Origin of the sequence: Kitasatospora sp. NPDC057542 (assembly GCF_042801945.1) — a bacterium.
GTDB lineage: Bacteria > Actinomycetota > Actinomycetes > Streptomycetales > Streptomycetaceae > Kitasatospora.
Map to the genome: position 1 here is coordinate 1 of NZ_JBHVFE010000052.1, position 15,915 is coordinate 15,915.

13 protein-coding genes and 1 tRNA gene are annotated in these 15,915 nt (G+C 72.1%); 10 read left to right on the plus strand and 4 right to left on the minus strand.

Annotated elements, in window-relative coordinates:
• Positions 1–24: 24 nt before the first annotated feature.
• The 5 genes from ACFU7Y_RS09735 to ACFU7Y_RS09755 all read left to right on the plus strand — a co-directional run bounded on the left by ACFU7Y_RS09735 (position 25) and on the right by ACFU7Y_RS09755 (position 4,730).
• A tRNA-Met gene (locus ACFU7Y_RS09735) sits at positions 25–98 on the plus strand.
• Between the two features lie 190 nt (positions 99–288).
• Positions 289–1,029, plus strand: a complete 741-nt coding sequence (locus tag ACFU7Y_RS09740) for an NAD-dependent deacetylase (RefSeq protein ID WP_380767227.1) — start codon at positions 289–291, stop codon at positions 1,027–1,029.
• 91 nt (positions 1,030–1,120) lie between these two features.
• Positions 1,121–2,335, plus strand: coding sequence for a cytochrome P450 (locus tag ACFU7Y_RS09745; RefSeq protein WP_224278219.1), 1,215 nt, complete (start codon positions 1,121–1,123; stop codon positions 2,333–2,335).
• A gap of 20 nt (positions 2,336–2,355) precedes the next feature.
• Positions 2,356–3,354 (plus strand): ADP-ribosylglycohydrolase family protein, encoded by a 999-nt coding sequence (locus ACFU7Y_RS09750; RefSeq protein WP_224278221.1) that lies wholly within the window; start codon positions 2,356–2,358, stop codon positions 3,352–3,354.
• 56 nt (positions 3,355–3,410) lie between these two features.
• On the plus strand, positions 3,411–4,730 hold the full coding sequence (locus ACFU7Y_RS09755; RefSeq protein WP_380767229.1) for a serpin family protein: 1,320 nt from the start codon (positions 3,411–3,413) through the stop codon (positions 4,728–4,730).
• Between the two features lie 51 nt (positions 4,731–4,781).
• On the opposite strand, the gene ACFU7Y_RS09760 is transcribed toward ACFU7Y_RS09755, so the two are convergent.
• From ACFU7Y_RS09760 to ACFU7Y_RS09775, 4 genes are all read right to left on the minus strand, one after another.
• The gene (locus ACFU7Y_RS09760) at positions 4,782–5,894 is read right to left on the minus strand and encodes an ADP-ribosylglycohydrolase family protein (RefSeq protein WP_224273853.1); all 1,113 of its coding nucleotides are present in this window, start codon (positions 5,892–5,894) and stop codon (positions 4,782–4,784) included.
• 59 nt (positions 5,895–5,953) lie between these two features.
• Complete coding sequence (locus ACFU7Y_RS09765; RefSeq protein ID WP_224273855.1) at positions 5,954–7,225, minus strand: DUF2786 domain-containing protein; 1,272 nt, start codon at positions 7,223–7,225, stop codon at positions 5,954–5,956.
• 89 nt (positions 7,226–7,314) lie between these two features.
• A complete protein-coding gene (locus tag ACFU7Y_RS09770; protein ID WP_380767231.1) occupies positions 7,315–8,928 on the minus strand; it encodes a transporter in 1,614 nt (537 codons plus the stop codon).
• Positions 8,925–9,746 (minus strand): ABC transporter ATP-binding protein, encoded by an 822-nt coding sequence (locus tag ACFU7Y_RS09775; protein WP_380767233.1) that lies wholly within the window; start codon positions 9,744–9,746, stop codon positions 8,925–8,927. The genes ACFU7Y_RS09770 and ACFU7Y_RS09775 overlap by 4 nt, the downstream gene beginning before the upstream one ends.
• A gap of 261 nt (positions 9,747–10,007) precedes the next feature.
• Here ACFU7Y_RS09775 and ACFU7Y_RS09780 point away from each other — a divergent pair, with 261 nt between their 5' ends.
• The 5 genes from ACFU7Y_RS09780 (at position 10,008) to fusA (ending at position 15,738) form a co-directional block, all read left to right on the plus strand.
• Complete coding sequence (locus ACFU7Y_RS09780) at positions 10,008–10,577, plus strand: DUF1707 and DUF4190 domain-containing protein (protein WP_224273866.1); 570 nt, start codon at positions 10,008–10,010, stop codon at positions 10,575–10,577.
• Positions 10,578–10,760: 183 nt separating this feature from the next.
• Positions 10,761–12,371: a DUF2142 domain-containing protein gene (locus tag ACFU7Y_RS09785; RefSeq protein WP_224273867.1), complete on the plus strand. Its 1,611-nt coding sequence runs from the start codon at positions 10,761–10,763 to the stop codon at positions 12,369–12,371.
• A gap of 377 nt (positions 12,372–12,748) precedes the next feature.
• On the plus strand, positions 12,749–13,120 hold the full coding sequence (gene rpsL / locus ACFU7Y_RS09790; RefSeq protein ID WP_014144289.1) for a 30S ribosomal protein S12: 372 nt from the start codon (positions 12,749–12,751) through the stop codon (positions 13,118–13,120).
• Positions 13,121–13,122: 2 nt separating this feature from the next.
• On the plus strand, positions 13,123–13,593 hold the full coding sequence (rpsG, locus tag ACFU7Y_RS09795) for a 30S ribosomal protein S7 (RefSeq protein WP_030232420.1): 471 nt from the start codon (positions 13,123–13,125) through the stop codon (positions 13,591–13,593).
• Between the two features lie 39 nt (positions 13,594–13,632).
• Complete coding sequence (fusA, locus tag ACFU7Y_RS09800) at positions 13,633–15,738, plus strand: elongation factor G (RefSeq protein WP_224273869.1); 2,106 nt, start codon at positions 13,633–13,635, stop codon at positions 15,736–15,738.
• Positions 15,739–15,915 lie beyond the last annotated feature (177 nt).

Genomic DNA, 15,915 nt, shown 5'->3' on the forward strand with positions numbered 1-15,915 from the left:
GTCGCGTAGAGTCGTGTTCACCGACGCGGGGTGGAGCAGCTCGGTAGCTCGCTGGGCTCATAACCCAGAGGTCGCAGGTTCAAATCCTGTCCCCGCTACTCGTTCGAAGGGCCCGGAGGCACCAAGCCTCCGGGCCCTTCGGCGTTCCATCCCGCTTGCCGCCTGCTCGCGCTCGCCCCGCGCGCCGTCCTGGCCTGAAGTGCGCGTCCTGGCCTGAAGTGTGCCCCGGCCCGGCGCACCCGGATTTTCGGTGGCCGTGGGCGGGCCGCCGCCCGTACCGTCCGGGGTATGAACGCGAAGCGCCCCCTGATCGCCGTCCTGACCGGCGCGGGCATCTCGACGGACTCCGGCATCCCCGACTACCGCGGCCCGCAGGGGCTGTGGCAGAAGGACCCGTCGGCCCAGGAGCTGGTCACCATCGGGCCGTACCGGGACGACCCGGAGGTGCGCCGGCGGGCCTGGCGGATGCGTCTGGAGACGGGCGCACTGGCCGCCGAGCCGAACGCCGGGCACCGGGCGCTGGTCGACCTGGAGCGTTCCGGGCTGCCGCTGCGGGTGCTCACCCAGAACATCGACGGGCTGCACCAGAAGTCCGGGCTGACCGCCCGCAAGGTGCTCGAACTGCACGGCAACGCGCGGGAGACGCAGTGCCTGCGCTGCCGGGTGGTCGGTTCGATGGCGGAGGCTCTGGACCGGGTCGAGCCGGGCGAGCCGGACCCGGCGTGCCGGGAGTGCGGGGGGATCCTCAAGCCGCGCATCGTGATGTTCGGCGAGAACCTGGACCCGGAGGTGCTCGGGCAGGCCGACTCGGTCGCCCGGGCGTGCGACGTGTTCATCGCGATCGGGACGAGCCTGCAGGTGTTCCCGGTGGCGGCGCTGCCGTACAACGCGGTGAAGACCGGGGCGAAGCTGATCATCGTGAACGGCGAGCCGACGCCGTACGACGAAGCGGCGACCGAGGTGATCCGGGAGCCGATCTCCCAGGCGCTGCCCGGGCTGGTGCGCCGACTTGTCCTGGAGCGGGCCTGAGCAGGGGCCGGAAGGGTCATGTTCCCGGACGCACCGCGTGCGTACGATGATCTTTCCGGCTTCCCCCCTCATGGCCTGGAGTGATCGACCGATGACGACGACGGCGAAGTTCGACCCCTGGTCGGCGGCGTTCGTGGCCCACCCGTACGACGCGTACGCCGAACTGCGCGAGCACGCACCGGTGACGTACTTCGAGCCGACGAACCAGTGGCTGGTCTCGCGCCACGAGGACGTCAGCGCCCTGCTGCGCGACCGGCGGCTGGGCCGCACCTACACCCACCGCTTCAGCCACGCGGAGTTCGGCCGCACCGAGCCCGATCCGGCGCACGAGCCCTTCCACACCCTGAACGACCACGGGCTGCTGGACCTGGAAGGGCCGGACCACACCCGGCTGCGCCGACTGGTCTCCAAGGCCTTCACCCCGCGCATGGTCGAGGGCCTGCGTCCCACCGTGCAGCGGCTGGCCGGTGAGCTGGTCGACGAACTGCTCGCGGCCGGCGGCGGCGACCTGATCGCCACCGTCGCCGAGCCGCTGCCGGTCGCCGTGATCGCCGAGATGCTCGGCGTGCCGGAGGGCGACCGGCACCTGCTGAGGCCGTGGTCCGCCGACATCACCGGGATGTTCGAGCTCAACCCGACCGAGGAGGCCGCCCGCCGGGCCGTCACCGCGAGCATCGAGTTCTCCGACTACCTGCGCACCCTGATCCGCGAGCGCCGGGCGAACCCGGGGACGGACCTGATCAGCGCGCTGATCCAGGCCCAGGAGGGCTCCGACGCGCTCAGCGAGCAGGAGATGATCTCCACCTGCGTGCTGCTGCTCAACGCCGGCCACGAGGCGACCGTCAACACCACCGGCAACGGCTGGTGGGCGCTGTTCCGCAACCCCGGGGAGCTCGCCCGGCTGCGCGGCTCGGTGGACGAGCTGCTGCCCACCGCCGTCGAGGAGCTGATGCGCTGGGACACCCCGCTGCAGATGTTCGAGCGCTGGGTGCTGGAGGACATCGAGGTCCGCGGCGTCACCATCCCGCGCGGCGCCGAGATCGCCCTGCTCTTCGGCTCCGCCAACCGCGACCCCGAGCGCTTCGCCGACCCGGACCGCCTCGACCTCGGCCGCACCGACAACCCGCACATCACCTTCGGCGCCGGAATCCACTTCTGCCTCGGCGCCCCGCTTGCCAGACTGGAGCTCACCGAGTCCTACGGCACGCTGCTGCGCCGGGCCCCGGGCCTGCGGCTGGTCCGCGAGCCCGAGTGGAACCCGGGCTACGTGATCCGCGGGCTCAAGGAACTGCTGGTCGAGGTGTAGCGAGTGGAGGGGGAGCGGCCGTGGGCAAGGCGACGGGGGCGCTGCTGGGGCTGGCGATCGGGGACGCGATCGGCCGGGTGACGGAGTTCAGGACCATCGAGGAGATCGCCGCCGACCACCCGGACTGGCGGCGGCTCCCGCTGCCGGAGAAGGCGCTGGTCACCGACGACACCCAGATGACCCTCGCCCTGGCCCGCGGCCTGCGCACCGCCCTGGCGCGCGGGCCGCTGACGCCCCTGCGGCTGGCGCGGCCGGTCCGCGAGGAGTTCGTCGACTGGTGGCGCTCCCCGCAGAACAACCGCGCCCCCGGCATGACCTGCCTGCGCGCCTGCGAGCGGCTCAGCCACGACGAGTACCGCTGGCAGCAGGCCGGCGACGTCGGCTCCAAGGGCTGCGGCGCCAACATGCGGGTCGCCCCGATCGGGCTGGTCCGCGAGCTGGACGCCCGGCAGCACGCCGGCGCCGCCCAGCTCCAGTCCGCGCTCACCCACGGCCACCCCACCGCGCTCGCCGCGAGCGACCTCACCGCGTACGCCGTCCGCAAGCTCGCCGAGGGCCTGCCGCCGGCCGGTCTGCCCGCGGTGCTGCGGGCGTACGCGGTGGCGAGCCGGAAGCGGTACGACGGGTTCTGGCTCGGTGACCTCGCCGACCGCTGGTGGGGCAGCTCCCCGCAGGCCGTCCTCGCCCGGGGCTGGGACGACTGCCTCAAGGTGCTCGACCAGCTGGAGGCCGCGCTCGCCGCGCCCGACGTCGAGGCCGACCCCTGCCTGGCCACCGGAGAGGGCTGGGTCGCCGAGGAGGCCCTCGGCACCGGTCTGCTCTGCTTCCTGCTGCTGCCGGACGACCCGGTGGCGGCCGTCCGCCGGGCCGCGTACTCCAGCGGCGACTCCGACTCGCTGGCCTGCCTGACCGGCGCCTTCGCGGGCGCCCACCACGGCGAGGCGGCCTGGCCGGCCGACTGGGTGGAGCGGATCGAGCACCGGGACGAACTGCTGGAGTTCGGGGCGCTCTGGGACTGATCCGGGGCGCTCAGGGCCGGACGGAACCGGTCTTCGGGGCGGCGCGTCGAAGGGCCATGACGAACCGCAGCACCGCAACCCGCCGCACCCTCCGCCGCCCGGCGGCGCTGCTCCTCGCGGCCGCGCTCGCCACACCGCTGCTCGCCGGCTGCGGCAGCACCGGAGCCGCCGCGCCCGTGGAGCTCCGGGCGTCCGGGCCCGCGAGCCGGCCGGCCGTCGACCCGGCCCAGGTGGCCGCCACCGCGACCGCCACCGACGCCTTCGGCCTGGACCTCCTGCACGCCCTGACCACCCAGCCGGACGCCGCCGGGAGCAACCTCGTGGTCTCCCCGTCGGGTCTGGCCACCCTGCTCGCCATGCTGCTGCCCGGCGCCCGCGGCACCACCGCCGACGAACTGGCCAAGGCCCTGCACACCGGGCTCGGCCCCCAGCAGTACGCGTTCGCCACCGGCGCGCTGAACCGGCCGGTCCCGGCCACCGACAAGCTCACCCTGCGCCGCAGCGATGACGTCTGGACGCAGCAGGGCCTGGCCGTCGCACCGGACTACCTGGCCACCCTCGCCGCCGCCTTCGACACCGGCGTGCACCAAGCCGACTTCGCCAAGGACCCGGACGGGGCCCGCAGGACCGTCAACGCGGCCGTGGAGAAGGCCACCGACGGCCGGATCAAGGACCTGTTCGGCCGGGACGCGATCACCCCGAACACCCGGCTGGTGCTCACCGACGCGCTCTACCTCAAAGCCGCGTGGGCCTCCGCCTTCAAGCCCTCGCACACCGCCGACCGCCCGTTCCACAAGCTCGACGGCTCCGCACCGGCCGTCCCCACGATGGCGCAGACCGGGGACTTCAAGTACGCCGACGGCTCCGGCGGGATCGTCGGCGAGCCCTGGCAGGCCGTCGAACTGCCGTACGCGGACGGCGGGTTGGTGATGGACCTGATCGTCCCCGCGCAGGGCGGCTTCGCCGCCTTCGCCAAGGGCCTGGACCAGCCCCAGCTCGACCGGATCCTCGGCGCCCTCGCCGAGCGGCCGGTCGACCTCCAGCTGCCGCGCTTCCACTTCGGCACCTCGAAGGAGCTCACCCCCGCGCTGCGCGCGCTCGGCGTGCAGGCGGCCTTCGACCAGGCCGACTTCGGCGGCATCGCCAAGGAACCGCTGGTCGTCGGCACGGTGGTGCAGAAGGCCACCATCGAGGTCGGCGAGGACGGTACGGTCGCGGCGGCCGGCAGTGGTGCCGGGCTGGAAGCGGCGGCGGCGCCGAACGCCGACCGGCCGGTCCAGGTGCACCTCGACCGGCCGTTCCTGTTCCTGATCCGGGACGCCCGGGGCGGAGCGCCGCTGTTCCTCGGCCAGGTCACCGATCCGCAGGCCCGGTAGGCGCGTGGCCCGGGCCGCCCACCGCAAGGGGCGGCTCGCCGGCCGGGCGGCTCACCAGGCCGGGTAGCGCCCGCCGAGTCCCGGATGCAGCGGGTCGCGGCTGCCGAACAGCACCAGCAGGTCGTCCGCGACCTGCCGCAGCTCCGTCCGGCCCTCGACCGCTCCGGCCCACTCGGCGGGCAGCGCGGCGGCGCCGTACGCGGCCCCGACCAGGTTGCCGCAGACCGCGCCGGTCGAGTCGCTGTCCCCGGAGTGGTTCACCGACAGCAGCAGCGCGGTGCGCACCGGGTCGGGGTCCAGAGTGGCCGCCAGCAGTGAGTACACCGCGATGGCCAGGCACTCCTCGGCGATCCAGCCGAGCCCGACCCGCTCCACCGTCTCCGCCGCCGGCTCGGCCTCCTGGGCGAGCCGCACCGCCCGGGCCAGCGCCTGGACGGTCTCCTTGGAACTCGGCAGCTCGCGGATCTGCTCCACCGTCTCGCCGACCGCCGCCCACGGCTCGGTGCCGCCCGCGAGCCGCTCGACCAGTGCCGCGAAGGCGCCCGCCGCGAGGTAGCCGGTCGGGTGGCCGTGGGTGAGCTGGGCGCACTGGACCGCCAGCCCGAAGGACTGCTCGACACCCAGCCGGGCCAGCCCGAACGGCGCCGAGCGCATCACCGTGCCGCAGCCCTTGGAGCCAGGGTTGATCGGCCCGTTCAGCCCGATCGCGGACGGCGCCTCGAACACCGGGTGCTCGGACACCCCGCTCAGGCATGCGTTGCCCGGCGCCCGCCGCGCGTACAGGAAGGGCCGGCTCAGCAGCCAGCCGTCGTAGGGGCGGGGCTGCGGCTCGGCGTCCGGCGAGGACTGGTACTGGGTCAGCAGCCAGCGCCGGTAGGCGCCGTGCACGGCCTCCGGCACCGAGCCGCCGCCGCCCGTCCAGCCGCGGACGAAGCCGCGGATCAGGCCCTCGGCGGTGAACAGCGTCATCTGGGTGTCGTCGGTGACCTCGACCGGCCCGGGCCCGGCCGGCAGCCCGGTCACGCCCTGCGGTCCGTACCGGTCCTGGATCTGGTGGAGCTGCTGGAACTCCACCGGCCAGCCCAGCGCATCGCCGATCGCTCCGCCGAGCAGCGCTCCGCGCACCCGGTCCCGGTACCCCGACTCCGCCGCCGGTTCCGTCACGTCGAATCCCCCTTCGTTCGTGGCGGACTACGTTCTATCAGGTCGCTCCGGGACCCGCCCTACCGGCGGATCGCCCCGGCGCGCCCGTGCAGCGCGGCCCGGTCGGCGGCGGCGCGTCCGGCCGCCCAGCCCACGCCGTCGCTGACCCGCACCCGCTGCGAGACCAGCTTCGGGAACAGCCGGCCGACCTCCTCGTCCACCGCCTCGGAGCGGGCGGCGAGCGCGGGCAGCAGCCGCTCGTCGGGCAGCAGCTGCTCCTCGGTGCCGTCCTCGCGCAGGTGCCGCCCGGCCGCGGCGGCGCTGGTGGCGCGCTCGGTCGCGGCGGTCAGCCGCTCGCGGATCCGCGCCGCGTACGCGACCAGGAAGGACTGCCGGAACGCCTTGCTGCGCGAGTCCTTGCGGGAGCCCGCCTTGTTGAGCGCGTGGGTGGCCTGCACCAGCAGCGAGGTGTACAGCAGGTCGACGCCGTCCAGGTCGCCGTCGAAGCCGACCACGGTGCAGAAGCCGAACTCCTTCGCCCACACCACCCGGCACCGGTTGGCCGCCGCGACCGCGTCCAGCAGCATCGTCTTGGGGCCCTCGTACGGGTTGTCCACCCCGATCCGCAGCGCCGCCGGGGTGTCGCGGTCGGCGCCGGCCGCGGCCAGCAGCGCCTCGTCGATGCTGTGCTGGGCCATCAGCTGCTGGGCCTTGGCGGTCAGCGCCTCGGCCTCCTCCGGGAACTCGGTGGACTCGGCCTTGGCCAGCAGCGCCCGGATCCGCGCGAGCATCCGCGGCTCGCCGGTCACCGGCGCCGAGCGCTGCGGCCGCACGGTCTGCCCTGGGGCGGGCCCCACCGGGGCGATCGGCGGCAGCCGGCCCCAGGTGCGCAGCAGCTCCAGGACGGCGGTGGCGAGCGCGAAGCGGTCCAGCCGGTGCCGGTGGGCGAAGGCGCCGAGGTACTCCTCGTCGCCGGGCCACCACACCTCGGTCTCCAGCTCGCGCAGCTGCTCCCGCCAGCGCCGGTCCAGGGCGGCCGCGGGGTGGCGGCGGCCCTCGGCGGCGATCAGGTCCACCGCGAGGGCCAGGTGGGCGGGCTTCAGCTCGCGCCGCACCACCCGGGCCAGGTCGGCGGGCCGCCATCCGGCGGACCAGCAGCGGCCGACGGCGGTGTCCGCGTGGCCGAGCAGCGCCCGGCTGACCTCCGGCCACTGCCCGGCCGAGGCGGCCAGCAGCGAGGCCCCGGTGTCCAGGGCGAGGTCCAGTGCGTCCTCCGGGGCCGTCAGCACCGACCGCACCGCCTGCTCCAGCAGCGGCCCGGCGGTCCCGGTCTGCTGCGCGCGCTTGCCCACGGTGTGTCCCTGCTCTCCTCGACGGTCCGGCCTCCTGCCCATGATGCCGGAGCCGCGGCGGGAACCGTTCGGCTCGGCGGCGACTCGGCTCAGCGCTCGATGGCCTTGGCCAGGATCTCCGGCGTGCGCTCCAGCAGCCGGCCCGCCGCCAGCCGCACGCCCAGCGTCGCGACCAGGGCGCCGTACAGCGGGCCGATCAGCAGCACCGGCCAGCTCGGCCCGTCCGAGATCAGCGCCCAGGCGAGGTAGCCGCCGACCGGCAGCGCCAGCACCGCGACGCCGAGCATCGAGCCGAACTGGTTGAGCAGGATCAGCCCGCCCTGCCCGGGGGCGGCGTTGCGCATCGGGTTGCTGTCGGCCGGCATGGTGTACGGCGCCAGCACGCTGAACATCGAGCCCAGCGCGATCCCGCAGCCGAGCATCGTCAGCGCCAGGCCGAGCGCGGACGGCAGCTCGCTCCACCGGCCGGTGACGGCCGCCAGCACCAGTCCGAGCACCACCGTCACCGGGACGGCGTACGACAGCACCGCGTACGCCCGGCCGCGCAGCTCGGACCGGGCGTCGGCCGGGGTGCGCAGGGTGGCGGCGACCATCCAGAACGCCGAGCCGTCCATGCCGAACAGGTTGAGCATCTGCAGCCCGAGGAACACCCCGGTCATCGCCAGCAGGTAGACGCTCGCCCAGCCCTGGACCATCGACAGCACGCAGATCACCAGCGTCATCCCGATGCTGGTGAACAGCGCCGCCTTGGCCCGCGGTTCGCGCCAGGCGTACCGCAGGTGGCGCTGCATCACCGCGCCGGTCCGGCCCTGGGGCAGGAAGCCCCAGCCGCGCGCCTTCTGCACCCCGCGGGCCACCTCCAGGGTGGAGGAGTCGGCGGTGACCATCAGCTCCTGCAGGCTCCGCCGCCACCAGCGCAGCAGCAGCGCCAGCAGCACGGCGGCCGCGGCGAGCTGGAGCAGCGCCGCCCCGTACCGGCCCTCGCCGACGGTGCGCGGCGCGTCCGCCGCGCTGATCGGCGGGATCCAGCGCAGCACCGAGGCGATCGGCTTCAGCGGGCTGAGGTCGATCGGCCCGCCCCGGCGGCCGAGGATGCTCTGCGAGCCGACGTTGGCGACCTGCACCAGCAGTGCGAAGGCCAGCCCGCCGAAGATCGCGAAGTCCTTGCCGCGCCGGCTGGAGAGCATCCGGGCGTTGCCCGCCGCGACCGCCCGGGAGAGCGTGACCAGACAGAGCACCGCGAGCGGCACGCCGAGCACCGCGACCGCGGCCGAGGCGCCGCCGGCCGCGCCGGCCAGCACCGCGCCGGTCACCAGCACCAGGCTGATCAGCGGCCCCGGCCCGATCAGCGCGGCCAGCAGCGAGCCGCGCAGCAGCGGGCCGGGCCGCAGCGGCAGCATGGTCAGCCGGGTCGGGTCGGCGCTCTCGTCACTGGAGAAGAGGAACAGCGGCAGCGCGGCCCAGCCCAGGGTCAGCACGCCGAGCAGCATCACCCCGGCGTCCCCGGACCCTTCGTGCCGCCCGTTCAGCGCGGTCATGCCGACGGCGATGCCGGCCGCGAAGGCCAGGCCCACCATGCCGCCGATCACGTAGACGGCGGTCCGGCCGGGGCTGCGCCGCAGCCCGTTGCGCAGCAGCCGCAGCTTGAGCGCCACCAGGGCGCGGACGACCGTCCGCCCGTCGGGCACCGAGGCCGTACTCACCGTGCGCCCCCGGTCTGTCCGCCGCCGAGCCAGCCGAGCGCCTGCCCGTCGTCCTCGCGCACGCCGATCAGGCCCAGGAAGGCCTCGTGCAGGCTGCGCCCGCCCCGTACGGAGTCCAGCGGACCCTGGGCTATCACCCGGCCGGCGTTGACCACCGCTACCCAGTCGCAGAGCTGCTCGACCAGCTCCATCACGTGACTGGAGAAGACCACCGTGGAACCGGCCGCCGCATACCGCTTGAGCACGCCGCGGATGGTCTGGGCGGAGACCGGGTCGACGCCCTCGAAGGGCTCGTCCAGGAACAGCACGTCGGGATTGTGCAGCAGCGCGGCGGCCAGACCGATCTTCTTGCGCATGCCGGTGGAGTAGTCGGCGACCAGCTTGTCGGCGTCCCGGCCGAGGTCCAGGACGGCCAGCAGCTCCTCGGCCCGCCGGTCCACCTCGGCGCCGGGCAGGCCGCGCAGCCGCCCGGTGTACTGGAGCAGCTCGCGCCCGCTGAGCCGCTCGAACATCCGCAGGCCCTCGGGCAGGATGCCGATCCGGGCCTTGACCGTGACCGGATCCGCCCACACGTCGGTGCCGTGCACCAGGACGGTGCCCTGGTCGGGCCGGAGCAGCCCGGTGACCATCGACAGCGTGGTCGTCTTGCCGGCGCCGTTCGGCCCGACCAGGCCGATGAACGCCCCGGCCGGCAGCTCCAGGCTCAGCCCGGCCACGGCGGCTTGGGCGCCGAAGTGCTTCCAGAGCCCCTGGATGCTGACGGCGGACGGGGTTCCCGGCCCGGGGAGGTCGGAGGACGGCGGCGCTGACGCCTGCATGGCGGCCTTCTCTGCTCTCGTAGCGGTGAAAAGTCGTGGTGGAGGGTTTCTCGGGGCCCAGCCTGTCACTGCTCGAACAGGCTGTCGCCCGAGTTGAGCATCCCCTGAGTGTGCCCGCCGAACGGGTGAGGCACGCCGGGCCGGAATCCGCATCCCGGCGGCTACTGGCCCGATTTGGCAACTACTCAGCTCGGCTGTTCGTCCTGCACCATGAGGAAGCAGTGACGTGCGCGGGGATGCCGCGCTACCGGGAGGTGGCGGATGTCCGTACAACCATGGGGCGAGCCCGGTTCCGGCAATCCGCCCGGCAAGCGGCCGGCGGGGCAATGGCAGCCCGTGCCCGCGCCCGCGGGGGCGTCGCAGGCCGCGATGCGGGCGGGCCACGCGGACCGGGACCGGACGATCGACGTGCTCAAGGCCGCGTTCGCCGAGGGACGGCTCTCCGTCCAGGAGTACGAGCAGCGCCACGAGGCGGTGGCCGCTTCGCAGACCTACGGCCAGCTGGCCGCGCTGGTGGCCGACCTGCCCTCCGGGCCGATGGCGGTGCCGCCGGTCGCCGTGCCGTCCGTCCCCGCGACCTTCCTCCCGCCTCCTCCGCCTGCGCCCCGCCCCACCAATGTGCTCGCGGTCACGTCGCTGGCGCTCGGCGTCTTCGGCTTCTCCCTGCCCGCTGTGATCACCGGCCACATCGCCCGGTCACAGATCCGCCGCCGCGACATGAACGGTGACTGGGCGGCCGTCGCCGGTCTGGTCGTCGGCTATGCGGGCACTGCGCTCTGGACCTTGATGATCCTGCTGGGTACCGTCGCCGCCGTCGGCGGAGCGCGCTGAACCCGCCCGACTCACGGACCGTCATCGGGAGGGCGCCATTAGTCCCTCGGGGCTCCGTTCGGTACGGTCTTCTCGTCCATGGCTGACGCTGCCTGTTGCATCTCGTCGACGCGAGCACCCACCACGCCCCGGCCATGGGTGCCGCACGCCGAGTTCGGACCGACCCCGAAGGCCCATTTCCAGATGATGATCACTGCCGTCAAGAGCATCGCCGAGCGGCTCGCGTCTTCGCCCCGGCGGTTGTGGGCGGTCGCGTTCGCGATCCTGTTCGCGCTGAGTGCGTCCTGGTCGCTGGCGACTCCGATCGGCGGCGCGCCGGACGAACCCGCGCACCTCATCCGGGCGGCCGCGGTCGCGCGGGGCCAGGTCAACGGCACCGAGGTCATGGTCCCGCACGAGGTCGGCGGGATCAAAGGCCACTGGGCCGAGAGCGGGGTCGTGCTCCCGCGGATCTACGAGGACCTGGCGGAGACCCATCTCTGCTACGCCTTCAAGCCCTGGCAGTCGGCCGACTGCGCACCCGCGCTCAAGCACAGCTCCGGGACGGCCGAGGTGACCACGTCGGCGGGCCGCTACCACCCGGCGTACTACTTCGCCGTCGGCTGGCCCAGCCTGCTGCTCCCGGGCAAGACGGCCTTCTACCTGATGCGCCTGATGTCGGCCGCGATCTGCTCCGCCCTGGTGGCGAGTGCGGTGGTCTCGGCGGCGGAGTGGCGTCGGCGTTCCTTCACCATGCTCGGGGTGGTGGCGGCCACCACCCCGATGTCACTGTTCATGTTCGGTGTGGTCAACCCGAACGGCCCGGAGATCGCCGCGAGCATCCTGGTCTGGAGCGCTGCCCTGGCGCTGCTGAGGAGCCCGGACCCCGAACTCCTGAACCGCCGCCTCGCCCGGCTCGGCATCGGTGCGGTGGTGCTGATCAGCATCCGGCCGTTGGGCCTGATCTGGCTGCCCGGGGCGGTCTTCTTCGCCCTGCTGCTCGGAAGCAAGGACGCGCTGCGCGCGGTCCTGCGGCACCGGGCGACCTGGGTCTGGGGCGGTCTGACCCTGGTCACGACCGTCCTGGCCCTCCTCTGGTCCTCGACCCACCCGGACCACTCGGTCATCAACACCCCGAGGGGTCTCACCCCGCTGGCCGCGGCTCGTAAGACCTTCGACAACGGTCTGACGTACATCAAGCAGATGATCGGTTACTTCGGCTGGCTGGACGCCGAGCCGCCGGCCGCGACGCTGCTGCTGTGGTGCGCCGTGGTGGTCGCCCTGGTGCTGCTCGCGCTCTGCTACGCGCGGCTTCGGGACGCACTGGCCGTCCTGGGGGTCCTTGCCGGGATCGTGGTCATACCGCTGGTGGCCCAGGCCATGCAGGCGCGGGAGCTCGGCATGATCTGGCAGGGCCGCTACCTGCTGCCGTTCGCCGTCGGGCTGCCGATCGTGTGCGCCGTGATCTGCCACGAGCGGCTGCCGGGCGGTTTCGCCTGGCGCCGGCTGCTGATGCTCTGTTCCGGCGCGCTCGCCGTGGCCGACTTCGCGGGGTTCGTCTGGGCGCTGCGCCGCATCACGGTCGGCAACGGTGGGTCGTTCTTCATCAGCCCGGCCCACTGGGCGCCGCCGGTGGGCTGGCAGCCCTGCGTGGCGCTGTACGCGGTGGCCGTGGTGGCGCTGGGGCTGCTCGTCGCCGTGCCGGACAGGCAGGGGGCGGACCGGCAGCAGGACGCGTCGTCCTCGTCCGAGCCGTCCGGGGGCGATGCCGACGGGGGGGACACCCGGCTCGCCGCCGTCCACGCACAGGCGTAAGGTTTCGCCGTGCGGGGGGTTCTCGGCCATGGTATGGGCGCCGCCCGCGTCGGTTCCCGTCCCGTTTCGAGTCCAAGCCCCGCGACCTGCGGCGTTGCATTTGTTTTGACCGCGCCCGATGCGCTAGGTACGCTCTGACCTTGTGCCTGGGGTGTCCCCGGGTCCTTGTGCGTGCATGCACACCGGTCGCCGCGCCGAGCCGGAGCGCTTCCCAGCGCGCCGCGCGTAGAGCGCCGTCGCTGTACATCAGCTCATGGGATTCCGTGTCGTAACAAGCCCAACACACCCGACCGCGTGGGTCGACCACGGGGCCGTGTGCGAGGGAGACATCGCAGGTTAGTTCCACCAAGCCTTGGCACACAGAAAACGGAGAAACGGTGCCTACGATCCAGCAGCTGGTCCGAAAGGGCCGGCAGGACAAGGTCGAGAAGAACAAGACTCCCGCGCTGAAGGGCTCCCCGCAGCGCCGTGGGGTCTGCACGCGTGTGTACACGACCACCCCGAAGAAGCCGAACTCGGCTCTCCGCAAGGTCGCCCGTGTGCGCCTCACCAGCGGGATCGAGGTCACCGCTTACATCCCGGGCGAGGGCCACAACCTGCAGGAGCACTCCATCGTGCTGGTGCGCGGTGGTCGTGTGAAGGACCTTCCTGGTGTCCGCTACAAGATCATCCGCGGTTCGCTTGACACCCAGGGTGTCAAGAACCGCAAGCAGGCCCGCAGCCGCTACGGCGCCAAGAAGGAGAAGTAAGAATGCCTCGTAAGGGCCCCGCCCCGAAGCGCCCGGTCATCATCGACCCGGTTTACGGCTCCCCGGTCGTCACCCAGCTGGTCAACAAGATCCTGCTGCACGGCAAGCGCTCCACCGCCGAGCGGATCGTCTACGGCGCCCTCGAGGGCGTCCGCGACAAGACCGGCTCGGACCCGGTCGTCACGCTGAAGCGCGCGCTGGAGAACGTCAAGCCGGCCCTCGAGGTCAAGTCCCGCCGTGTCGGTGGCGCGACCTACCAGGTTCCGGTCGAGGTCCGTCCGGGCCGCGCCAGCACCCTGGCGCTGCGCTGGATGGTCGGTTACTCCCGCGCCCGTCGCGAGAAGACCATGACCGAGCGCCTGATGAACGAGATCCTCGACGCCAGCAACGGCCTGGGCGCTTCCGTGAAGCGTCGCGAGGACACCCACAAGATGGCCGAGTCCAACAAGGCCTTCGCGCACTACCGCTGGTAGTCCGTACCCCGTCACTAGACAGAGAGAGAACGAGCCACCATGGCTGCAACCTCCCTTGACCTCGCCAGGGTCCGCAACATCGGGATCATGGCGCACATCGACGCGGGCAAGACCACCACCACCGAGCGGATCCTGTTCTACACCGGTGTCTCGTACAAGATCGGTGAGGTCCACGATGGCGCTGCCACCATGGACTGGATGGAGCAGGAGCAGGAGCGCGGCATCACGATCACGTCGGCCGCGACGACCTGTCACTGGACGGTCGACGGCGTCGACAACACCATCAACATCATCGACACCCCGGGTCACGTCGACTTCACCGTCGAGGTGGAGCGTTCGCTGCGCGTCCTCGACGGTGCCGTGACGGTGTTCGACGGTGTCGCTGGTGTCGAGCCCCAGTCCGAGACCGTGTGGCGGCAGGCTGACCGCTACGGCGTCCCGCGCATCTGCTTCATCAACAAGCTGGACCGCACGGGCGCGAACTTCTTCTTCTGCGTGCAGACCATCGTGGACCGCCTCGGCGCCACCCCGCTGGTCATGCAGCTCCCGATCGGTGCCGAGTCGGACTTCCAGGGCGTCGTCGACCTGGTCCGCATGAAGGCTCTGGTCTGGTCCGCCGAGGCCGCCAAGGGCGAGATGTACGACGTCGTCGACATCCCGGCCGAGCTGCAGGAGCAGGCCGCGGAGTACCGCGAGGCGCTGATCGACACCGTCTCGAACGTCAGCGACGAGGTCATGGAACTCGCCCTCGAGGGCGAGGAGATCCCGGTCGAGCTGCTGCAGGACGCGATCCGCAAGGGCACCCTGAACTCGGACTTCACCCCGATCTTCTGCGGTACCGCCTTCAAGAACAAGGGCGTTCAGCCCCTGCTCGACGCGGTCGTCAAGTACCTGCCGTCGCCGCTGGACATCGAGTCCATCGAGGGCACCAAGCCCAACGACCCGGACACCAAGATCTCCCGCAAGGCCTCGGACGACGAGCCGCTGTCCGCGCTGGCGTTCAAGATCATGTCCGACCCGCACCTGGGCAAGCTCACCTTCGTCCGGATCTACTCCGGCCGCCTGGAGTCCGGCACCTCGGTGCTGAACGCCGTGAAGGGCAAGAAGGAGCGCATCGGCAAGATCTACCGCATGCACGCGAACAAGCGTGAGGAGATCGAGTCGGTGGGCGCCGGCGACATCGTCGCCGTCATGGGCCTGAAGCAGACCACCACCGGTGAGACGCTGGCCGACGAGAAGAACCCGGTCATCCTGGAGTCCATGGACTTCCCGGCCCCGGTCATCCGCGTCGCCATCGAGCCCAAGTCCAAGGGTGACCAGGAGAAGCTGGGTGTCGCCATCCAGCGTCTCGCCGAGGAGGACCCGTCCTTCCAGGTCAACACGGACGAGGAGACCGGCCAGACCATCATCGCGGGTATGGGCGAGCTGCACCTCGAGGTGCTCGTCGACCGTATGCGCCGTGAGTTCAAGGTCGAGGCCAACGTCGGCAAGCCGCAGGTCGCGTACCGCGAGACCATCCGCCAGGCGGTCGAGCGCATCGACTACACCCACAAGAAGCAGACCGGTGGTTCCGGTCAGTTCGCCAAGGTGCAGATCGCGATCGAGCCGCTCGAGCAGGCCGAGGGCTACGAGTTCGTCAACAAGGTCACCGGTGGCCGCGTCCCGCGCGAGTACATCCCGTCGGTCGACGCCGGTTGCCAGGAGGCCATGGAGTTCGGTGTCCTCGCCGGCTACCCGCTCCAGGGTGTCCGCGTGAGCCTGCTGGACGGCCAGTCGCACGACGTCGACTCCTCCGAGCTCGCGTTCAAGATCGCCGGTTCGATGGCCTTCAAGGAAGGCGCGAGGAAGGCCAAGCCGGTCCTCCTCGAGCCGATGATGGCCGTCGAGGTCACCACGCCCGAGGACTACATGGGCGACGTGATCGGCGACATCAACTCTCGCCGTGGCCAGATCCGGTCCATGGACGAGCGTCACGGTGCCCGCGTCGTCACGGCGCTGGTGCCCCTCTCCGAGATGTTCGGCTACGTCGGTGACCTGCGCAGCAAGACCTCTGGTCGCGCGAGCTACTCGATGCAGTTCGACTCGTACGCCGAGGTTCCGAAGAACGTGGCGGACGACATCATCGCCAAGGCCAAGGGCGAGTGACGTCCCGATATTCGGGACGATAGCGAAGCCTTTAGGCTATTAGGAGGCAACCCGGGAGGATCCGGTCGGATTCTCCCGGGGCCTCCGGCCCCCCCTACCAGCGGGACGGCACGGGGTGTCCTGCGGACAACCCGCACCAAAACCGATCAAGACCAACTGACGTCACCACGGCGTACA

Excerpts from the sequence above, each read along its gene's own strand:
- ACFU7Y_RS09775 (WP_380767233.1), bottom strand. The coding sequence starts at position 9,746 with ATGCAGGCGTCAGCGCCGCCGTCCTCCGACCTCCCCGGGCCGGGAACC.
- ACFU7Y_RS09785 (WP_224273867.1), top strand. The coding sequence starts at position 10,761 with ATGATGATCACTGCCGTCAAGAGCATCGCCGAGCGGCTCGCGTCTTCG.
- ACFU7Y_RS09780 (WP_224273866.1), top strand. The coding sequence starts at position 10,008 with ATGTCCGTACAACCATGGGGCGAGCCCGGTTCCGGCAATCCGCCCGGC.
- ACFU7Y_RS09745 (WP_224278219.1), top strand. The coding sequence starts at position 1,121 with ATGACGACGACGGCGAAGTTCGACCCCTGGTCGGCGGCGTTCGTGGCC.
- ACFU7Y_RS09755 (WP_380767229.1), top strand. The coding sequence starts at position 3,411 with ATGACGAACCGCAGCACCGCAACCCGCCGCACCCTCCGCCGCCCGGCG.
- rpsG (WP_030232420.1), top strand. The coding sequence starts at position 13,123 with ATGCCTCGTAAGGGCCCCGCCCCGAAGCGCCCGGTCATCATCGACCCG.
- ACFU7Y_RS09740 (WP_380767227.1), top strand. The coding sequence starts at position 289 with ATGAACGCGAAGCGCCCCCTGATCGCCGTCCTGACCGGCGCGGGCATC.
- fusA (WP_224273869.1), top strand. The coding sequence starts at position 13,633 with ATGGCTGCAACCTCCCTTGACCTCGCCAGGGTCCGCAACATCGGGATC.